General features: G+C 36.1%; 22 protein-coding genes and 2 pseudogenes. 15 read left to right on the top strand and 9 right to left on the bottom strand.

Going from position 1 to position 18,059, the window contains the following annotated elements; all coding sequences use genetic code 11:
* Nucleotides 1-257: 257 nt before the first annotated feature.
* Genes AMS59_RS16785 through moaA form a run of 3 tightly spaced genes read left to right on the top strand, consistent with a single transcriptional unit; the run spans nt 258 to nt 2,456 of the window.
* Entirely contained in the window at nt 258-605 is a 348-nt protein-coding gene (locus AMS59_RS16785; RefSeq protein ID WP_053484885.1) for a DUF2294 domain-containing protein, read from the top strand.
* Nucleotides 606-617: 12 nt separating this feature from the next.
* Nucleotides 618-1,415, top strand: a complete 798-nt coding sequence (gene fdhD / locus AMS59_RS16780) for a formate dehydrogenase accessory sulfurtransferase FdhD (protein ID WP_053484884.1) — start codon at nt 618-620, stop codon at nt 1,413-1,415.
* A gap of 24 nt (nt 1,416-1,439) precedes the next feature.
* Nucleotides 1,440-2,456: a GTP 3',8-cyclase MoaA gene (gene moaA / locus AMS59_RS16775; protein ID WP_082337551.1), complete on the top strand. Its 1,017-nt coding sequence runs from the start codon at nt 1,440-1,442 to the stop codon at nt 2,454-2,456.
* A 274-nt stretch (nt 2,457-2,730) separates the two neighbouring features.
* On the opposite strand, the gene moaC is transcribed toward moaA, so the two are convergent.
* From moaC to AMS59_RS16760, 3 genes are read right to left on the bottom strand one after another with little or no spacing between them, the layout of a single operon-like run.
* Nucleotides 2,731-3,213 (bottom strand): cyclic pyranopterin monophosphate synthase MoaC, encoded by a 483-nt coding sequence (gene moaC / locus AMS59_RS16770; protein ID WP_053484882.1) that lies wholly within the window; start codon nt 3,211-3,213, stop codon nt 2,731-2,733.
* Nucleotides 3,206-3,796, bottom strand: a complete 591-nt coding sequence (locus tag AMS59_RS16765; RefSeq protein WP_053484881.1) for a molybdenum cofactor guanylyltransferase — start codon at nt 3,794-3,796, stop codon at nt 3,206-3,208. Before AMS59_RS16765 ends, moaC begins: the two co-directional genes overlap by 8 nt.
* Nucleotides 3,793-4,287 carry a molybdenum cofactor biosynthesis protein B gene (locus AMS59_RS16760; protein WP_053484880.1) on the bottom strand — a complete coding sequence of 165 codons (495 nt, stop codon included), beginning with the start codon at nt 4,285-4,287 and terminating at the stop codon, nt 3,793-3,795. The genes AMS59_RS16765 and AMS59_RS16760 overlap by 4 nt, the downstream gene beginning before the upstream one ends.
* 113 nt (nt 4,288-4,400) lie before the next feature.
* Here AMS59_RS16760 and AMS59_RS16755 point away from each other — a divergent pair, with 113 nt between their 5' ends.
* From AMS59_RS16755 to moaD, 5 genes are all read left to right on the top strand, one after another.
* Nucleotides 4,401-5,417, top strand: coding sequence for a thiazole biosynthesis adenylyltransferase ThiF (locus AMS59_RS16755; RefSeq protein ID WP_053484879.1), 1,017 nt, complete (start codon nt 4,401-4,403; stop codon nt 5,415-5,417).
* A 14-nt stretch (nt 5,418-5,431) separates the two neighbouring features.
* Entirely contained in the window at nt 5,432-6,724 is a 1,293-nt protein-coding gene (gene glp, locus AMS59_RS16750; RefSeq protein ID WP_053484878.1) for a gephyrin-like molybdotransferase Glp, read from the top strand.
* Entirely contained in the window at nt 6,685-7,215 is a 531-nt protein-coding gene (gene mobB, locus AMS59_RS16745) for a molybdopterin-guanine dinucleotide biosynthesis protein B (protein WP_304438254.1), read from the top strand. The genes glp and mobB overlap by 40 nt, the downstream gene beginning before the upstream one ends.
* Before the next feature lie 342 nt (nt 7,216-7,557).
* Nucleotides 7,558-8,037 (top strand): molybdenum cofactor biosynthesis protein MoaE, encoded by a 480-nt coding sequence (locus AMS59_RS16740; RefSeq protein WP_053484876.1) that lies wholly within the window; start codon nt 7,558-7,560, stop codon nt 8,035-8,037.
* Nucleotides 8,030-8,263, top strand: coding sequence for a molybdopterin converting factor subunit 1 (gene moaD / locus AMS59_RS16735; protein WP_053484875.1), 234 nt, complete (start codon nt 8,030-8,032; stop codon nt 8,261-8,263). Before AMS59_RS16740 ends, moaD begins: the two co-directional genes overlap by 8 nt.
* Before the next feature lie 111 nt (nt 8,264-8,374).
* Here the strand turns inward: moaD and modB are convergent, their stop codons facing one another.
* Both modB and modA read right to left on the bottom strand, forming a co-directional pair.
* Entirely contained in the window at nt 8,375-9,031 is a 657-nt protein-coding gene (gene modB / locus AMS59_RS16730) for a molybdate ABC transporter permease subunit (protein WP_053484874.1), read from the bottom strand.
* A 3-nt stretch (nt 9,032-9,034) separates the two neighbouring features.
* Nucleotides 9,035-9,820 carry a molybdate ABC transporter substrate-binding protein gene (modA, locus tag AMS59_RS16725; RefSeq protein ID WP_053484873.1) on the bottom strand — a complete coding sequence of 262 codons (786 nt, stop codon included), beginning with the start codon at nt 9,818-9,820 and terminating at the stop codon, nt 9,035-9,037.
* 369 nt (nt 9,821-10,189) lie between these two features.
* Here modA and AMS59_RS16720 point away from each other — a divergent pair, with 369 nt between their 5' ends.
* Nucleotides 10,190-11,113 (top strand): helix-turn-helix transcriptional regulator, encoded by a 924-nt coding sequence (locus AMS59_RS16720; RefSeq protein WP_053484872.1) that lies wholly within the window; start codon nt 10,190-10,192, stop codon nt 11,111-11,113.
* 40 nt (nt 11,114-11,153) lie between these two features.
* On the opposite strand, the pseudogene AMS59_RS24445 reads toward AMS59_RS16720, so the two are convergent.
* Nucleotides 11,154-11,737, bottom strand: a pseudogene (locus tag AMS59_RS24445) (ABC transporter ATP-binding protein); the annotation flags it as partial.
* A 19-nt stretch (nt 11,738-11,756) separates the two neighbouring features.
* Between AMS59_RS24445 and AMS59_RS27040 the strand changes: the two are divergent.
* The 3 genes and pseudogenes from AMS59_RS27040 (at nt 11,757) to AMS59_RS16705 (ending at nt 13,345) form a co-directional block, all read left to right on the top strand.
* A pseudogene (locus AMS59_RS27040) lies at nt 11,757-12,068 on the top strand (LysE family translocator).
* A gap of 473 nt (nt 12,069-12,541) precedes the next feature.
* Nucleotides 12,542-12,742, top strand: a complete 201-nt coding sequence (locus AMS59_RS16710) for a cold-shock protein (protein ID WP_053484870.1) — start codon at nt 12,542-12,544, stop codon at nt 12,740-12,742.
* 267 nt (nt 12,743-13,009) lie between these two features.
* Nucleotides 13,010-13,345: a hypothetical protein gene (locus tag AMS59_RS16705; protein WP_053484869.1), complete on the top strand. Its 336-nt coding sequence runs from the start codon at nt 13,010-13,012 to the stop codon at nt 13,343-13,345.
* A 112-nt stretch (nt 13,346-13,457) separates the two neighbouring features.
* On the opposite strand, the gene AMS59_RS16700 is transcribed toward AMS59_RS16705, so the two are convergent.
* Both AMS59_RS16700 and AMS59_RS16695 read right to left on the bottom strand, forming a co-directional pair.
* On the bottom strand, nt 13,458-14,834 hold the full coding sequence (locus AMS59_RS16700; protein WP_053484868.1) for an MATE family efflux transporter: 1,377 nt from the start codon (nt 14,832-14,834) through the stop codon (nt 13,458-13,460).
* A gap of 19 nt (nt 14,835-14,853) precedes the next feature.
* A complete protein-coding gene (locus AMS59_RS16695; RefSeq protein WP_053484867.1) occupies nt 14,854-15,333 on the bottom strand; it encodes a DUF6530 family protein in 480 nt (159 codons plus the stop codon).
* Between the two features lie 382 nt (nt 15,334-15,715).
* Here AMS59_RS16695 and AMS59_RS16690 point away from each other — a divergent pair, with 382 nt between their 5' ends.
* The 3 genes from AMS59_RS16690 (at nt 15,716) to AMS59_RS16680 (ending at nt 17,515) form a co-directional block, all read left to right on the top strand.
* The gene (locus AMS59_RS16690) at nt 15,716-16,093 is read left to right on the top strand and encodes a hypothetical protein (RefSeq protein ID WP_053484866.1); all 378 of its coding nucleotides are present in this window, start codon (nt 15,716-15,718) and stop codon (nt 16,091-16,093) included.
* A 53-nt stretch (nt 16,094-16,146) separates the two neighbouring features.
* Nucleotides 16,147-16,689 (top strand): TlpA disulfide reductase family protein, encoded by a 543-nt coding sequence (locus tag AMS59_RS16685; protein WP_053484865.1) that lies wholly within the window; start codon nt 16,147-16,149, stop codon nt 16,687-16,689.
* Nucleotides 16,690-16,789: 100 nt separating this feature from the next.
* A complete protein-coding gene (locus tag AMS59_RS16680; protein ID WP_053484864.1) occupies nt 16,790-17,515 on the top strand; it encodes a metallophosphoesterase in 726 nt (241 codons plus the stop codon).
* A 74-nt stretch (nt 17,516-17,589) separates the two neighbouring features.
* Here the strand turns inward: AMS59_RS16680 and AMS59_RS16675 are convergent, their stop codons facing one another.
* Nucleotides 17,590-17,892, bottom strand: coding sequence for a hypothetical protein (locus AMS59_RS16675; protein ID WP_053484863.1), 303 nt, complete (start codon nt 17,890-17,892; stop codon nt 17,590-17,592).
* Nucleotides 17,893-18,059: the final 167 nt, after the last annotated feature.

The following is an 18,059-nucleotide window of genomic DNA, read 5'->3' as shown; positions in this document are numbered from 1 at the left end:
TAGGTGTTCACCATCTACTGAATGAAGATAAAGCCTCCGGCGGATGTCACGGATTTTAAAAGGAATGAATTGTGCAGGCACAATTCAAAATCCGGACGCAATTACGCCAAGGCGAAATTGATCGATAATTGAGAATAATTATCATCGGATATTTTCTCTTTAATTTTTATTTAAGTTGCTATATTATTAACAAACTGTAAGGGTGACCCCCATGAACATAGGAAAAAAAGATTAATTACGTTGGGAGAATCGTTAAAATGTCAAAAAAAGTGCATGAGTTCAACGACATTATTCGAAAACTACGCAAAGATATATTTGGAAAAGGACCAGAGAGTATTCATACTGTTTTCGTAGAGAACATGGCTGTCTCAACTTTATATGGTAATATCACACCGACAGAAAAATTTATTGCGAGTACGCCTGAAGGGTTAAAAATGGTTCATGCTGCACGTACAAGAATGATTCAAGATTTGTATACAAAATCACCTCCAGAAGGCATGGAAGAATTGATGGGCACTAAGTTACTCCATTTATTTTCAGATATCAAAATTGAAGAAGATTTTGCTATTTCTGTCTTTGTTTTTGAAGATAATATTAGTGAATAAAGGGGATGCCATATGGAACGCGCTGTAACTAGAGAAATAATACGTGTTGAAGGTAATCAAATAAAAGAAATAGAAGATACTATTGTCACAGAATATGCTGTCACAGTGAAGATTAATGAGCAAGAATTTGTAACGATGGTTTGTACACCAGAGTATGTAGAAGATATGGTTATTGGCTATTTGGCTTCTGAACGAATTATTCGTGGTTACGAAGATATTGAAGATATTTGGCACCAAGAAAAAGAAGGTTTTGTACATGTTAAAACAAAGCGTGTGAATCCTTACTTTCAAGAAATTCAAAATAAACGTTACATTACTTCTTGTTGTGGCATGAGCCGCCAAGGGTTTGTTTTTGCTAATGATGCATTAGTGGCTAAAAAAATGGAAGGCATTCATGTGCGTATTACAACAGATGATTGTTTTCGTTTAATGCGCGATATGCAAGATTTGGCTGAAATATTCAAACAAACTGGTGGTGTTCATAATGCCGCGCTATGTGATGCGAATGGTGTTTTATTAAGTAGAATGGATATTGGGCGCCATAATGCCTTAGATAAAATATATGGTTATTGCTTAAAAAATAACATTAGCATACAGGATAAAATTATCGTATTTAGCGGAAGGATTTCATCTGAAATTTTACTTAAAGTATCGAAAATTGGCTGTGAAATTGTGCTGTCCAAATCGGCTCCAACAGAATTAGCATTGCAATTGGCAGAGCAACTCGGTATTACGACGGTAGGCTTTATTCGTCAAAATACACTTAATATTTATACACACAAAGAACGTATTCACTTACCTAGAAATTGATCAAAATGAAAGGAAGAGATTAAAATTACTAATCTACGAGACCAACTACAAAGACCATTAAGAGATTTAAGGATATCAGTAACAGACCGTTGTAATTTTCGTTGTCAATATTGCATGCCTGCAGAAGTATTTGGTCCAGATTATACTTTTTTACCGTCCGATAAAATATTGAGTTTTGAAGAAATCGAACGATTAGTAAAGATTTTCGTTTCATTAGGTGTGAAAAAAGTACGCATTACTGGTGGTGAGCCTTTACTACGTCGTGATCTGCCGACATTAATTGAACGTATACATCGCATAGATGGAGTGGAGGATATTGCTTTAACGACCAATGGCACATTGTTGAAAAAATATGCCAATGAATTGGCGAGAGCTGGTTTATCGCGAGTAGCTATTAGCCTAGATTCTCTAAACGAGGAACGCTTTTTCGAGATGAATGGCCATCGGGGAAAAGTGAAAGCGGTATTAGAAGGTATCGAAAAAGCGGCAGAAGCAGGTTTACAAGTTAAGATTAATATGGTTGTTCAAAAAGGAAAAAATGAGCAAGATATCGTTTCAATGGCTGAATATTTTAAAGAGAAACAGCATATTCTTCGCTTTATTGAATATATGGATGTTGGTAATTCGAATGGTTGGCGGCTAGATGAAGTTCTGTCGAAGAAAGAAATCGTTGACCAAGTCCATCAATTTTCTCCCTTGCATCCTGTCGACCCTAATTATAAAGGGGAAGTAGCTACACGTTATCAATATGAGGATGCCCAAGGTGAAATTGGCGTGATATCATCTGTAACAGATTCTTTCTGCTCAACGTGTTCGCGTGCCCGTATTTCTGCAGAAGGAACATTATATACGTGTTTATTTGCAACAGAGGGAACGAGTTTACGAGAATTGTTAAGGTCTGGGGAAGATGATGAAACTATTACCAAATGCATTTCGAACGTTTGGGAAAATAGAAAAGATCGCTATTCCGATGAACGAAATGAACAGACAATGGAAAAACGAAAAAGCGCAAAAATTGAAATGTCACACATCGGTGGTTAGACGAAATAAGTGGTATTAGTGATTTATGGTAAAAAAAAGAAAAAAACGGCAAAATAATGCCGAATTTTTATCTTCATTCAGCAGAAAACTACTGCCCTAGAAGGTGGTGATATGGAGTCGTATAAGGTTTCTTTTCATTGGGTATCCAAGTACCTGTACCTGCTGAATGAAGATAAAGCCTCCGGCGGATGTCACGGATTTTCAAAGGAATGAATTGTGCTAGCACAATTCAAAATCCGGACGCAATTACGCCAAGGCGAAATTGATTTGATGTTTATTTATGCACAAAGTCGCCACTTTTTCCGCCTGTTTTTTCAACAAGGTATGTTTCCTTAATGACCATAGACTTGTCGACGGCTTTACACATATCATAAAAAGTCAGTGCAGCTATGGATACAGCAGTTAGTGCTTCCATTTCGACACCTGTTTTACCATTACATTTTACTGTAGCTTGAATGTGTAGTTCGTAACCATCCTCTTCTTTTGTATAGTCAAATTGCAGATCTGTTCCTTGTAACATAATCGGATGGCACATTGGGATAATATCAGCCGTTTTTTTAGCACCTATAATCCCAGCAATTTGTGCCACTTGCGTTGGGTCGCCTTTTTTAATGCCTCCTTGTTGGATAGCTTGATAGACCTCATCGGATAACGTGATTGTACTGCGGGCGATCGCTGTACGGTTTGTGATTGTTTTTTCTGAAATGTCGACCATTTTAGGACGACCTTCTTCATTCCAGTGTGTAAAATTACTCATTATTAGATTTCCTTTCCAATGTTTGTAGCCAATCTTGTTGTGAATTGATATTGATAAATGTTGAGCTGTCTTCCTCAAAGGGAACATAACACACTTGAAGTTGCTCTAACAAGACTTTCATACTTCGCTTGTTTTGTTGGACTAATTGCTGTGCTTTTGGTAAAGCGCTGCGTCGATATAAAGCAGCAAGAGGTTGTAGTCTTGAAGCTTGTTTAGGAACAATAGCCTCGTAACGATCATCGATAAATGTTAGCATAGTTTGGACAAATTCTGCATGAATAAAAGGCATATCACTTGCTATTACGAAAAACCACTCTACTTCTGGAAAATTTGTCATGATATTATGCAAGGCAAACAGAGGTCCTTGATGAGGCTGTTTTTCAATGACCCATTGGACATCTTCTTCTACAAACTTCGATTGCAAGCTAGCATTCGTAGCAATAATGAGAGGATGTAGTTGATTTTTTTGTAAGGCTATGAGACTTTGCTTATATAAAGGCAGACCAGCAAATAATTCAAACATTTTCGGTTGACCGTACCGAGAAGATTGACCGCCAGCTAAGACAACACCAGCTATGTTCATAGGCGATTTAACTCACCGACAAAATGTTGCACAGTAGGAAGAATTAGTTTTGTCATGGCAAGTGTCACGGCATTAGTGGAACCTGGTAGTACATAGATAGCCGTTTTATTGCGACTACCTGCTGTTGCACGACTAAACATGGCTTTTGGGCCGATTTCTTCGTAGCTTAATGTTCGAAATAATTCACCAAAGCCCATCATTTCTTTTTCGAAAAGAGGGAGAATCGTGTCGTAAGTTTGGTCTCTTGGGGTAAATCCTGTTCCTCCTGTTACGATAATGGTATTAATTGTAGGATCATCGCACCATTTTTGTACATGGTTTGAGATTTCAAGCGGTTCATCTTTTGACAGTTGGTAGTCTATTAATTCAAATGAAGCTTCTTGAAGGCATGATTGAATACACTGACCTCCACGATCATCCGCCTTTGTGCGTGTGTCGCTCACTGTTAAAATGGCAGCTCGTATAGGAAGTTCACTATGTGTGGGATGCAAGATAAAGGCCTCCTTTTATAAAGTTTGTTTTTGCTGAAAAACATTGCTTTTATTATAAAGCTATAAATGAAAAGGTCAAACTAAAATTCATAGAAAGAAAGGCAAAAGCGTTTATGCATAATAGATATTCTAGACAACAATTATTCAGCCCAATCGGAGAAAACGGGCAGCTGCTACTAAAAGAAAAGCATGTACTGATGATAGGAGTTGGTGCTTTAGGCAGTGCTAGCGCAGAGGCTCTAGTAAGGGCAGGCATCGGGAAATTGACGATTATTGATCGTGATTATGTAGAGTGGAGTAATTTACAAAGACAACAACTATATACCGAACAAGATGCGCAAGAAAAAGTTCCTAAAGTAATCGCTGCAAAAAAACGACTACAAAGCATTAATGCTGAGGTAGAAATCAACGAATATATTGTTGATGCGTCTACAGAGCAATTAATTTCACTGCTTGAAGATGTAGATATGATGGTGGATGCAACGGATAACTTTGATATTCGCTTTTTGATGAACGATCTTGCGCAAAAATATCAAATTCCTTGGGTTTATGGTTCTTGTATCGGCAGTTATGGCGCTACTTATACGATTGTGCCAGGTAAAACACCTTGTTTACATTGTTTGTTAGCAGCGCTGCCCAATACGGGGATGACATGCGATACAGTAGGAATTATTAGTCCAACTGTGCAAATCGTAGCAGCTTATCAAGTAGCTGAGGTATTAAAGTTTTTAGTTGGCAAAGAAGAGGCATTACGCAAAAGTTATTTAACTTTTGATGTTTGGCAAAATCAACATTATGAAATAAACGTAGAAAAAATTCGCAAATCTGATTGCCCATCCTGTGGCGAAAATCCGACCTATCCATACTTGTCATATGAAAATCAAACAAAATTAAATGTATTATGTGGTCGGGATGCTATTCAAATACGTCCACCTAAACCAATTCACTATAATTTGGATCAGCTCGCTACCCAACTTCGTCCTTATGGTGATATTCAACAAAATCCCTATTTATTATCTTGCCAAGCAGAAGATTTTCGACTGGTGATTTTCCAAGATGGACGAGTTGTCATTCACGGTGTACAAGATATACAAAAAGCTAAAACCATTTATTATCGTTTATTCGGATAAAGGAGTGTACTAAGATGTTAGAAAAAAGAAAACCAATTGCTGTTGCGGAAGCGGTTCAACGGGTCATGGAGTTTGCATTCCAAGAAAAAATAGAGATCGTTTCACTACAGCAAGCACATGGACGTTTTTTAGCAGAAGATGTAGCTGCGGACCAAGATGTACCAGCATTCGATCGTTCACCTTATGATGGTTATGCTATTCGCTCGGTCGATAGTCAAGAAGCCTGTTCCGAAAATCCATTAACCTTTAAAGTAGTGGGGGAAATCGGCGCGGGTTATGTATTTGATGGAGAAGTAGGTGATCGAGAAGCGGTGCGCATTATGACAGGAGCTCCTATCCCACATGGATGTGATGCAGTCGTTATGCTAGAATTGGCGCAAACCTTTGAAGAAGACGATCAACGTTATATGTCAATTAAACGCTCTTATGAAGCAGGAACAAATATTTCCTATAAGGGTGAGGACGTTCAAAAAGGCGCAATTCTTATTGAAAAAGGACAATACATCAATCCAGGTGTTGTCGCATTACTTGCTACTTTTGGCTATGATCAAGTACCTGTTTTTCGAAAACCAATCGTTGGCGTTATTGCAACAGGAAGTGAATTACTAGAACCAAGTGATGCTTTGCAGCCAGGAAAAATTCGTAATAGCAATGCCTATATGATAATGGCTCAAATTGAACGTGCTGGGGCAACCGTCAAATATTTTGGTAAGTTTAGCGATGATCTAAATTTATGTATTCAAGCTGTTGAAAAAGCGCTTCAGGAAGTAGATATACTGATTACAACAGGAGGAGTATCAGTAGGTGATTACGATTACTTACCTGCCATTTATGAAGCCATTGACGCACAAGTACTGTTTAATAAAGTAGCAATGCGACCAGGTAGTGTAACAACTGTTGCGGCTCGAAATGGTCAATTATTATTTGGACTGTCAGGGAATCCATCAGCTTGCTATGTTGGTTTTGAACTATTTACACGACCTATTATTCGAACGGCATTTGGTAATAAACAACCACATCTACGGAGAGAGCAGGCTATTTTAGGTGCGGACTTTAAGAAACCGAATCCGTTTACCCGTTTTGTGCGTGCTAGTGCTTCTTACGAAAACGGTCAATTAGTTGCGGTTCCTTCTGGTTTTGATAAATCGAGTGCGGTTTCTTCTTTAGCGGAAGCAAATGCTTTTATTGTATTACCGGGTGGATCACGCGGCTACGAAAAAGGCATGGAAGTAGCTGTCTTATTGTTAGAAGATTTGCAAGGAAGTGAGTGGCCATGGGACAGCATCGAAAAATCTTACAAATCGTAGGTTATCAAAATAGTGGCAAGACAACGTTAATGGAACAACTCATTACACAAGCCACAACAGAAGGTTTTCGTGTAGGAACAATCAAGCATCATGGACATGGTGGTATTCCTATGATTGAAAGTTCAAAAGATAGTATTCGCCATGAGAAGGCTGGCGCAAGTGTAACAGCAGTTGAGGGAGAAGGTACTTTGCGCATGAGTATTCACCAAAGTAGCTGGCAGCTTGCTGACATACTAGCTATTTATGAAACATTTAATATGGATATTATTTTCATTGAAGGCTATAAAAATAAAGACTATCCGAAGGTTGTTCTTTTACGCCAGGCGGAAGATGAGTCTTTGCTACAAAAAGTAAGCAATATCGTCTGTGTTCTTTATTGGCCAACATATCCACTAAATAAACCGTTAGATTATCCAACTTTTTCAATTCAAGAAAAAGCACAATATATGGAAGTTCTAACTTCTTTCATCAGAAGTCTCCCACCTCTATAGTGATGAGATAAATGCGGATTTAAGTTACTTTTCAGCGGGTGTCCTAACATCTGTACCTGTCGCTACGCTTTCGGTACAAAAGACATCTGCTGAAATAGAGGAACTCAGGCTAAGAACGCCACGTCCTGTGGCAACGACTGAGTGACCAACGTCGTGTTGGCCTAAAGCCTCCGGCGGATGTCACGGAATCGGAGAGGAGTTCAATAAAGGATGTTAGCCTAAAATCATCGCATCCATGCGATAACGGCTAACTGACCTGCATCGTGCAGGCCTAAGCACAAAGCCGATTCCGGACGCAATTATGCCGAGGCATAATTGATTACAGGAAATGAGGAGAAAATCATGACTACGTCGTTGTTTGAAATTATTGATAAACCAATTGATGTTGAAGAAGTTAGACAAAAAGTAACAGATCGAAATGCTGGTGCGATCACTGTTTTCATCGGAACAGTACGTGAAATGACGCAAGGCAAGAAAACACTACATTTGGAATATCAAGCTTATCCAGCTATGGCTATAAAAATGTTTGAACAAATATCTAAAGAAATACAAGAACAATGGCCAGAAGCGAAAGTAGCTATTACACATCGTGTTGGTCATTTAGAAATTTCGGATATTGCCGTAGTCATTGCGGTTTCATCACCACATCGTAAAATAGCTTATGAAGCAAATGAATATGCGATTGATCGTATTAAACAAATTGTGCCTATTTGGAAAAAAGAGTATTGGGAAGATGGGACCGAATGGATTGGGGATCAATTAGAAAATGTCCCTTATCCAAAAGGAAATCCATCCATCAGTGAGGAGGGATCTTGTGATTAACATATTACTATTTGCTCACTTACAAGAAAGTATAGGCGAGTCAAAATTATGTGTAGACCTGTCAGATAGAACAATTGGACAAATTAAAGAATGGATGGAAATACAATATCCACAAGTTCAGTTACAACATGTCATGACAGCAGTAAATGAGGAATTTGCAACAGATACAACGGTTGTAAAAAAAGGGGATACAATCGCCTTTATTCCACCCATTAGTGGAGGATAAAAAGAAAAGATGTAGTTGGTCCAGTTTAGTGAACCGACTACATCTTTTATTATATTGATCCAGAAAAAGCTCGTCAGTAGGGAAAGATAGTCTACTGGTTAAAGCTTTACCTTATGCCTTTATGAGATGAACGCTCAGAAGCATAAGGAAGGAAATACCTATCATACAAATCACCCATGACCATGCGAGTGACATGTCACCTGAACCAATCGCCATATAAATAGCAAGTGGCGTTGTTTGTGTTTTGCCTGGGAGGTTTCCAGCAAACATTAAGGTTGCACCAAATTCACCTAAAGCTCGTGTGAAACTTAAAATTCCACCTGAGATAATTGACTTTAATGCAAGAGGGATAGAAATAAAGAAAAAGACTTGCCATTCATTAGCACCATCAACACGTGCAGCGTTCTCAATGTCCTCATCAACAGATTCAAAGCCGTTTTTTGCAGATTGATACATTAAAGGAAATGCAACAACAGTAGAGGCTATGACAGCCGCCCACCATGTGAACATAACGGGTTGATTAAAAAGCCATGTAATCAAGTTACCTAGCACACTGTTTTTGCCAAAAATAATAATTAGAAGAAATCCTACTACAGTAGGAGGCAAAACTAATGGTAAAAGTAACATCGTTTCTAGAAATAATTTCCCTTTGAAATTGCGTTTTGCCATCCATTTACCAAATAGTGTACCTGCTACTATGACAATTATTCCTGACACAAGGGCTATCTCGATAGAAAGTTTAAGAGGTGACCAGAAATCAGTACTCATCTATTAATGAGTTCCTTGAAAACCATATTTTTTAAATACTTTCATCGCTTGATCACTTTGTAAATAGTGATAAAAATCTTCCACTTCTTTTGCATGCTTACTTTCTTTAATAACGCCTACAGGATAAATAATAGGTGTATGTGTATCTTCTTTGGCTGTAGCAACGACATCGACTTTGTCTGACACAAGGGCATCTGTTTTATAAACCAGACCTGCATCAACATTTTCAGTTTCTGTATAAGTAAGAACTTGTCGTACATCTTTTGTATAGACAACTTTTGATTCTACATGTTCCAAAAGGTTCATGTTTTTCAATGTTTCTACACCGTATTTGCCAGCAGGAACCGTTTCAGGTGTTCCAACGGCAATCTTATCAACTTTCGTTAAATCTTCAAATGATTGAATATGTTTTTCATTTTTCTTAGGAACGATTAATACTAATTCGTTCGCTAAAAGATTAGTTCCTTGTTTTTTATCGATTAAATCTTTTTGAACTAGCTCATCAAACTTATCTTCTGCTGCTGAAAAGAAAAGATCAACAGGAGCACCTTCTAAAATTTGTTGTTGTAAAGCACCAGAGCCACCAAAGTTAAATGTGATTTTAATATTATTGTGTTCATTTTCATAGTTTTTTTGAAGCTCTTCTAATGAATCTTGTAAACTAGCTGCTGCGGAAATCGTTAATTCAACAGGCTCGTTTGTTTTGTTGTTGCTCTCTTGACTACCACAACCTGCTAATATGCCGACCAGTAGTACCAATGAAGCTATTAAACTATAATACTTTTTCACTTTGATTATACTCCTTTTATAACTCGTTATAACAAGACATAACTAATTATAATTAGTTATGTCTAAAAAAGAAATACCAAATCGCTAGAAACATTCAAGATGTTAAAAATATGGTTCATCACCAAAAGTTGTAGGTGAGTTTTGTTAAACGTATACTATGTAAATAAGTTGATCTTCGTTTCGGCTGGGCGACTCCTTGGGGATTAGCCATTGAGGAACGAAGGCTAAAACCATCACGTCCTGTGATAACGCCTTCGTGACCAACAGCCCAGTCGGGACGGAAATCAACCACACGTTTTGGTGATGGTCCAAAAATATTATAATTAAGTTACTATAGTTTCAATAGAAGCAGAAGGGGAGATTTTTTACATGTCACATGAACATTCCTATACGATTGAAGAGGTTGCTCAATTATTAAAGGTTTCAAAATTAACGATCTACGATTTAGTGAAAAAGGGAGATTTACCTGTTTTTCGTGTAGGTCGACAAATGCGTGTGGATAGAAACGATTTACAGTTATATATACAAAAAAGCAAGACAGGGGCAACTCCTACTGCATCTACTGCCTCGACTACTCCTTCGACAAACAATAAAAAAATTATTATTAGCGGACAAGACTTAGCCTTAGACTTATTAGGAAAATATATAGAGAAAAAACAATCCAATAAAGTATTGCGCTCACATGAAGGTAGCTTTAATGGTGTTATGGCGCTATATAATGGAGAATGTGATATTGCGAGTTTACATTTGTACGATGGTGATACAGGAGCATATAATACACCTTATTTGAAAAAGATTTTTGTAAGTCACTCTTATATTCTTCTCAATCTGATTTCACGCCGAGCAGGCTTTTATGTAAAAAAAGGAAATCCATTGCAAATTCAATCAATGGATGATTTTAAGACCAAATCACTAAAATTGATGAATCGTGAAAAAGGTTCAGGGGCGCGGACTTTCCTAGATGAGCAATTACGTATTCATCACATATCTCCATCCTCAATTGAAGGGTATAACGAAGAAGAAAAGAGCCATATAGATGTAGCTTCTGCTGTCGCAAACGGCAATGCAGACATTGGAATAGGCATTGAAAAAATATCAAAACTCATAGATGTTGACTTTATACCACTTGTTAGAGAACGTTATGATATTGTCCTATTAAAAACTCCCGAAAACCAACTATTGGTTGAATCGGTAAAAGAGATTTTAAATTCACCAGATTTCCATTCAGAAGTAGTCGCATTAGGAGATTATGACGTCACTCAAATGGGACAAGTTATATATGAAACACTTTAATAATGTATGGTGTGAAAAAAACTTGCCGAAAAGGCACTGTTTGATCGTGGGTTACATAAATGGTAGTTAAGTCTAATTTTTTTGTAGTTGTTTGATTTCAGTGCGCATTTGTGTTCGCAATTGTGTATCTAAATTGGATAAAGGTTCGTCCATCAGGCACAGCGGAGATTGGCTCACAATAGCACGTGCAAGAGCGACACGTTGACGTTGACCTCCTGATAAAGCTTTTGGTTTTCGATGTAAATAATTAGTCAGCTTGAGCAGTTCAACACTTTCCTGCAAACGTTTTTGCTGCTCCTGTTAATGAACTTCCTTTCTTGTTAAACCAAATAAAATCTTTTGTTCCACTGTTACATGAGGATATAGTGCATAATTTTGAAAAACAATTGATAGATTTCGCTCTTGAGGGGAAGCCATATTTAATGTTTCTCCATTTATTTGTATTGTGCCAGTCGTCATTTTATCTAAGCCAGCAATAAGGCGCAGAAGTGTACTTTTACCTGAACCAGATGGGCCTACTAATACAAAGAATTCGCCTTTTTCAATCGTTATATTAATATCTTTTAATACAGGTTGCTGTGCATTATATGCTTTTTCGACATGCGTTAGCTTAATAAAACTTATTTGTTAAACCTCATTTCACATGATAACTAAAACAAAAGTCATTGTAGTTCATACAATTCTTTCTACTATTGGTCTATCGATTATCTTATCACAATTAGTTGTACTCTTTACGGTACTTAAAGTAATTGGTGGTACTTATTTAACTTACATTGGTGCGAAATCAGTTTTCAAAAAAAGCGAGGGCTTATAAGTAAAGCGTACCTTTAGCGGCTCTATGAAAAAGGATTATATGCAAGGTGTAATGACGAATGTTTCGAATCCTAAAAATATTTTGTTTTACTTATCCTTTTTGCCACATTTCATTTCAGCAGATAACAGCTTTGGTTCATGACCATTTCTAATTTTAGGTGCGACATTCTCGATTATTGTACTCGTATGGTACGTTTTTGTTACATATGGAGCAACGTTAGCAAACTGTTTAATACGATTATGAATAAAGTAGCAGGCGTTGTATTTATTAGTCTTGGTCTAAAATTAATGGCAATTGAAACCACAATAGATGTTTGTCAAAACTAAGTTTATTAACGGGGTGCGTTGATCTAAAAAGATTATCGCACCTTGTTAGTTGAACTTATTTAGTGACGTATTAGGTTAGAAAGAAAACTGTTTATTTAATAAATCATCTTTAGTACTAGACAAATGTGATTTTATTGTATATAGTAAATGTAATAAAATCGTTTTCAAGAGAACAATAAATTCACATATTACAAAGAGTAATCGTGTTTTATTTGATGCTTTTTGTAATATGTGAATTTTCTTTTGGTAATATGATTTTAATTAATACAATTAATGGAGGTCATTCAAATGACACAAGGTACAGTAAAATGGTTTAACTCAGAAAAAGGTTTTGGTTTCATCGAAGTAGAAGGTGGAAATGACGTATTCGCTCACTTCTCAGCTATCCAAGGTGACGGCTTCAAAACTCTTGAAGAAGGTCAAAAAGTTGAATTCTCAGTAGAAGAAGGTCAACGTGGACCTCAAGCTACAAACATCGTAAAACTTTAATTTTAATGATGTAACCATAAAAAAGGCATCCTTTCAGTAGGATGCCTTTTTTTTATGCGAAAAAAGATGTGATGTAATGGAAAAGTAGGTTAGTACATCCTATTCTCATCAAAAAAATCATCAAACATTCATTTAATTTCTCTCCCATTAACAATAAAGAATACAAAAAAAGAAATCTTATTAATATAGCTAAAAATGGAACTTAATTCCTGTTTAATCGTATACAGAGTAAGGAGTATACAATTTAGGAAGGGGGGTTAGGTTTATATGCGTAGTAAAAATTTAATTATTATGATAGTGGCATTTATTGTAGAAGTTTTAATCACGTATTTTATTGCTTCATTTTTCTCCGTAAGATTTATTGAGGTAATGTTTTTCACTGGTATAGTTTTTGCTGGGGGCACTTTTTACTTTTCTAGTAGTGGTGGAGCCTTGTCTAGGGTATTTGCTTCTCAAGTTAGTGGGCAAACAGGCATCATTCAGAAAAGGGAACAGTTCACTTATCAAATAGGTCCGATATTTACTGCTTCAATTATATTCTTTTTCATTGGATTAGTATTCTTTATCTTATTGGTTTCGGGAATAATTCCGCCTAAAGCTTAATTATGTGGATCAACAAATTCTGGTTTATATTTATTTACCCCCAAACGTCTATAAAAAATTGCTGTAGACAAAGTTACGTGTGCGGCTTTGTCTACAGACATAATCATAAAGGTTAATCGCTCAGCATTGCTTTTAAAGTTCGTTTTTGCCAGCCTAGCTTGAAGTATGCGTATTGTAACACAAAATGCACACAGAAGGCAGTAGGGTAAGCTAACCACACGCCATTTAGCTCGAATGTAGTGTAGTGCGATAACATAAACGCCAATGGCACCTCGACTACCCAAATTGCGATGACTAGGAAAATTGTAGGCCATAAGACAACACCTGTAGCTCGCATTGTAGCTGAAACGGTTTGTGTATGGCCAAAAATTAAATAGCTCCAAAAAGCGATATATAAATAATTCTTGGCGATAAGTACCGTATCATGTTTATCAATAAAGAAAGATAAAATAGGCTCCGCAAATAAATACATAATTAAAATAATAGCGCCGCCTAAAATATAGTTAACACGAACACTTAATTGACGAATTTTTTTAATCATATCCGTAGAGTTAGCCCCTAAAGCCTGAGCAACAAATACAGATGTCGCGATAGAAATACTCATCGCTGGAACCTGTGCATAGCTAGCCACCTGATTAACAACACCGTAAGCGGCAGTAGCATCAGAGCCATAGATGTTAACGAAGCCAATTACGGCAATTTCCGCTACAGAGATCGCGACCATACTAATGCTCGCTGGAATAGCTAGCTTTAATAAAGAAGCTAAAATATCCTTCTTTAATTTAAAATGCTGCAAAATCGATTTGTCTAAGCGCAAAATATGCTTTGTTTTATGCAGGTAGGCGAATAACAATAGCATCGTCACCAAATTGGATAATACAGAGGCATAGGCAGCGCCATTTAAGCCAAACTCAGGCAAACCAAACCAGCCAAAAACTAATGGTGGTAGGAATATGATATTTAAAATAACACTCGCTACTAAAAATAAGAATGGTGTTTTAGAGTCACCGACACCACGCATAAAGGTTGTGTACACCATATACCAAAACATAATCGGTAGTGTGAAAAATAAAATTTGCGCATAGCGAATACTCATCTCTAAAATATTTGCGGGTGTGTGCATAAAGCGCAAAATCCATTCAATAAAAAAGCCACCAAAAAGCGCAACGACAATAGATATAATCGTCGTGAAGGCTAGGGTTACTCCTACAACTTCTTTCATCTTCTCATGATTACCAGCCCCATAGGTTTGCCCAACTAAAATCGAGCTACCTGAGCCAATCCCAATAGCAAAAGCCATTAAAAAGAAGAAGAACGGAAAAAATGCTGAAATCGCCGCAAGTGCATCGACACCTAAATTGCGCCCAACGATAAACATGCCAAAGACTTGCCCTAGTGATTGCAGCACATTCGCTAGCATAACAGGGATCAAAAAGCTAAAAAAAGCTTTTTGTAGTTTTTTGTCATCTTGTAAAATTTGTTTGTTCATTATAATGTCCTCATGAGTTTTAATAACCCATTTCCTTTAAAATATGTGATAGCGTGCGTAGGCGTTCGCCGATTAGCTCACCATCCGCACTTAATGCTTGATTAAAGAGCTGAATATCCTCTTTAATTTGTTCATTTTCTGTACATACTTCCACTGTCATTGCATCACCCTGTAGTCCAACACGTTTAATAACAGGGTTTTCTTCATCATATAAATTTTCGTATTGATAAGCTTCCTTAAAATAGAGCTGAGACTCGCATACTAAAATAGCGAGGTCAAGCACGCGATGAAGCGGTAGTTCCTCCGATTGACGTGACCATTTACCACCTGTGTGTCGCCACACCTTAGCCGAAATATCAACCTTGCCTCTGTCATTCCATTGAGCTAAGCCAAGTGAAAGCCCCTGTGCATCTGTATGATAAGCAGTGCGCCCATCAATATCGGCATAATTTTCAGCAACTATAACAGGCTTATGCTTTAAATGTGTTGGTATTTTCATCATTTACAACCCCTTTGTTAATTCGAAATTTAGTAATTTAGTAAATTACTGCATTAGTAAATATAACATTGGACAAATTTGAAAGTCAATTTTTATGTGGAAAATTTTGCATCAAATGGATTGCGCATAAACAAACCGGTTATAAAGGGAAAACGTCAAGAATATGAGAATCACTACTGATTTGTTCGAAAGAATTTTTGAAGCCAAAAAATGTTACATTGCAAGACTGCAATGGATATATAAAGGGGGATAGCTAAATACACTTTATAGAGAGTAGACCGAATAAATGAAATTGGTTAAAATGGTAATTGATTTACATAATGGGAAATTAACTAAGTAGTATTTTAAAGTTTCGAAAAAACAAATGAAAGAGGGCAAGAGAATGAGGATCCAATCTACAAATAATAATTACATACATACGATTAAAAAAGATGAATTAAATAGATTATCTCCAGATTTATTTTTAGATAAAAATAAACAGGCAAAAGCGAAATATGAAATTAAAAGAGAAGGTGGTTATATTCGTCATTATGTAACTAAATTAGATGGGGAAAGAGTAATGATTAAAGAAACTAAATTACCAAAGGGACAAGATACAGATCAAAGCACAGGGGAGATGTCAGATGTTTTGACAGATAACTTATTAAACCAATTTACTAAATCTTTAGATCGTCAAACAACTGATGAATTATCAAAAACAGGATTAGCTGGTCAGAAAGCTAAAGAAAAATTAATGTTAGCTTATCAACATTCAATATAGGTACGTTTTAAGGGAAAAAGATATTTAAAAAGGGGTAATTTAGGTGATCATTTATGCAGTTTAAAAAGCGTTTTGGTTTATATTTCTCAGCTTTATTAGTCGTATTACTTATAGGAATTGTTTTGAAAAATGTATTCATAAAAGAAGCAACAGTTAATCCGATAGTAGAAAATGAAGATGGCACAAAACAGCTTGTTTTTGATGCAAAGTTAACACGATTAGACGAATCAACAACAACATTTAAAGAATACAATGGAAAGGTCCTAATCGTTAACTTTTGGGCATCTTGGTGCGGACCTTGTCAAGAAGAGGCTTCTGATTTAAGGGAATTTTATAACAAAAAATCTGAAAATATTGAGCTATTAGCGATCAATGCAACTTCTAAAGATAGTAGTGAAAATGCCATGAAATTTCAAAAAACATACAATTTGAATTTTCCTATATTTCTTGATTTAGATGGTACACTTCAAAAATCATTTGGAATATGGGCTTATCCAACAACTTTTATATTTGATTCTAAAGGTATATTGAAATACACAATAGAAGGACAGATTAATCAAGAAGAATTAAATAAATATATTGATAAACTCGACTAATCTGTATCTGTTCCAAGTATTTATGGTCCAGCTAAAGAGGAGTGGGCAAATTTCGGTATGGAAACTCCAGAAATGTAAAACTAATTAAGGTGATGATATTGTGAAAATAGCTATACTATCAGATATTCATGGAAATAAAGATGCATTAAAAGCAGTGTTAGAGGATATAAAATATAGAAGTATCGATAAGATATATAATTTAGGTGACACTCTTTATGGACCGTTATTCCCATTAGAAACATATGAAATGATAAAGAATACAAATATTAAAAGTGTAAGTGGAAATTGTGATCGGATATTGTTACAGTCTTCATCGGAAAATCCAACCGTTCAATATGTAATTGATGTGCTCTCAGAGGAACATAAAAGCTGGTTGATTAACCTGCCATTTTCGATTCAGACAGATGATTTTTACTTTTGCCATGCTTCAGCTGAAAATGATGAGCTATATATGTTGAATGAAATTACGCCAAATGGTGTTACGTTAAAACAGACAGAGGAAATAATGAATTTAGTAAAAGATATTCCTCAAAATATTATTTTTTGTGGTCACTCGCATTTACCAACGATTGTTTATTTACCTAATAACAAAATCATTATTAACCCGGGCAGTGTTGGTTTGCCAGCTTATGAAGAAGTTGAACCATTCTATTATAAGATTGAATCAGGTACACCGTTTGCGAATTATACAGTTGTAGAAAAAAGGAATGGTGAATGGATTATTGAGCAGTTAAGCATTCCTTATGATACTACGGAGGTTATTAAACAAAGCGAAGGTCAAAATAGATCTGATTGGGCCAGAGCATTAAAATGTGGAAGAGTTTAAGGCGGTATTTTAAGTTTAAAAGAGTAAAAGGACTTGTTGGTAAATCATAAAAACAAGTCCTTTATTCTATCATCTTAAATACTGTCGTGAGCTTTGTCTTTCATTGTAATTATCTTTAGTAGGTTCTTCTTCTGGATAAATAAAATAACAGAGGCTTGAACCGTCATGGCTAAGACAAGCAGAATGAAGTGTGAATTGTGGTACAAAATTATTGAAAGAAAATAAAATATTGGTGCAGACGATAAGTACGAAATATATTGGTTTTTAGTTACTAAATAAATAATAGTTGAAATACAAGTTGTCACCAAAAGAAGTTCAAATAAAATCCCGATTGAAGCACTATCCATATAATACTGTAAATCGTTTATATAGGACATACAATAATCTCCTTTCATTTCATTTTAAAGTATTTTAATAAATTGTAACACATTAGGCTCATCACCAAAAGTCGTGGGTGACAAAATCAGCGACCTGTTTCTAAACGTAAACGAAGGAAAAAACGGTCTTCATTTCGATAGCCAAAACCACGTCTTTTGATGAGTTT

The sequence above is a fragment of the Lysinibacillus sp. FJAT-14745 genome (assembly GCF_001275675.1).
In the GTDB taxonomy this organism is placed as follows: Bacteria; Bacillota; Bacilli; order Bacillales_A; family Planococcaceae; genus Lysinibacillus.
The sequence above is the reverse complement of the archived record's forward strand: the minus strand, read 5'-3'. Positions and strand labels throughout refer to the sequence as shown.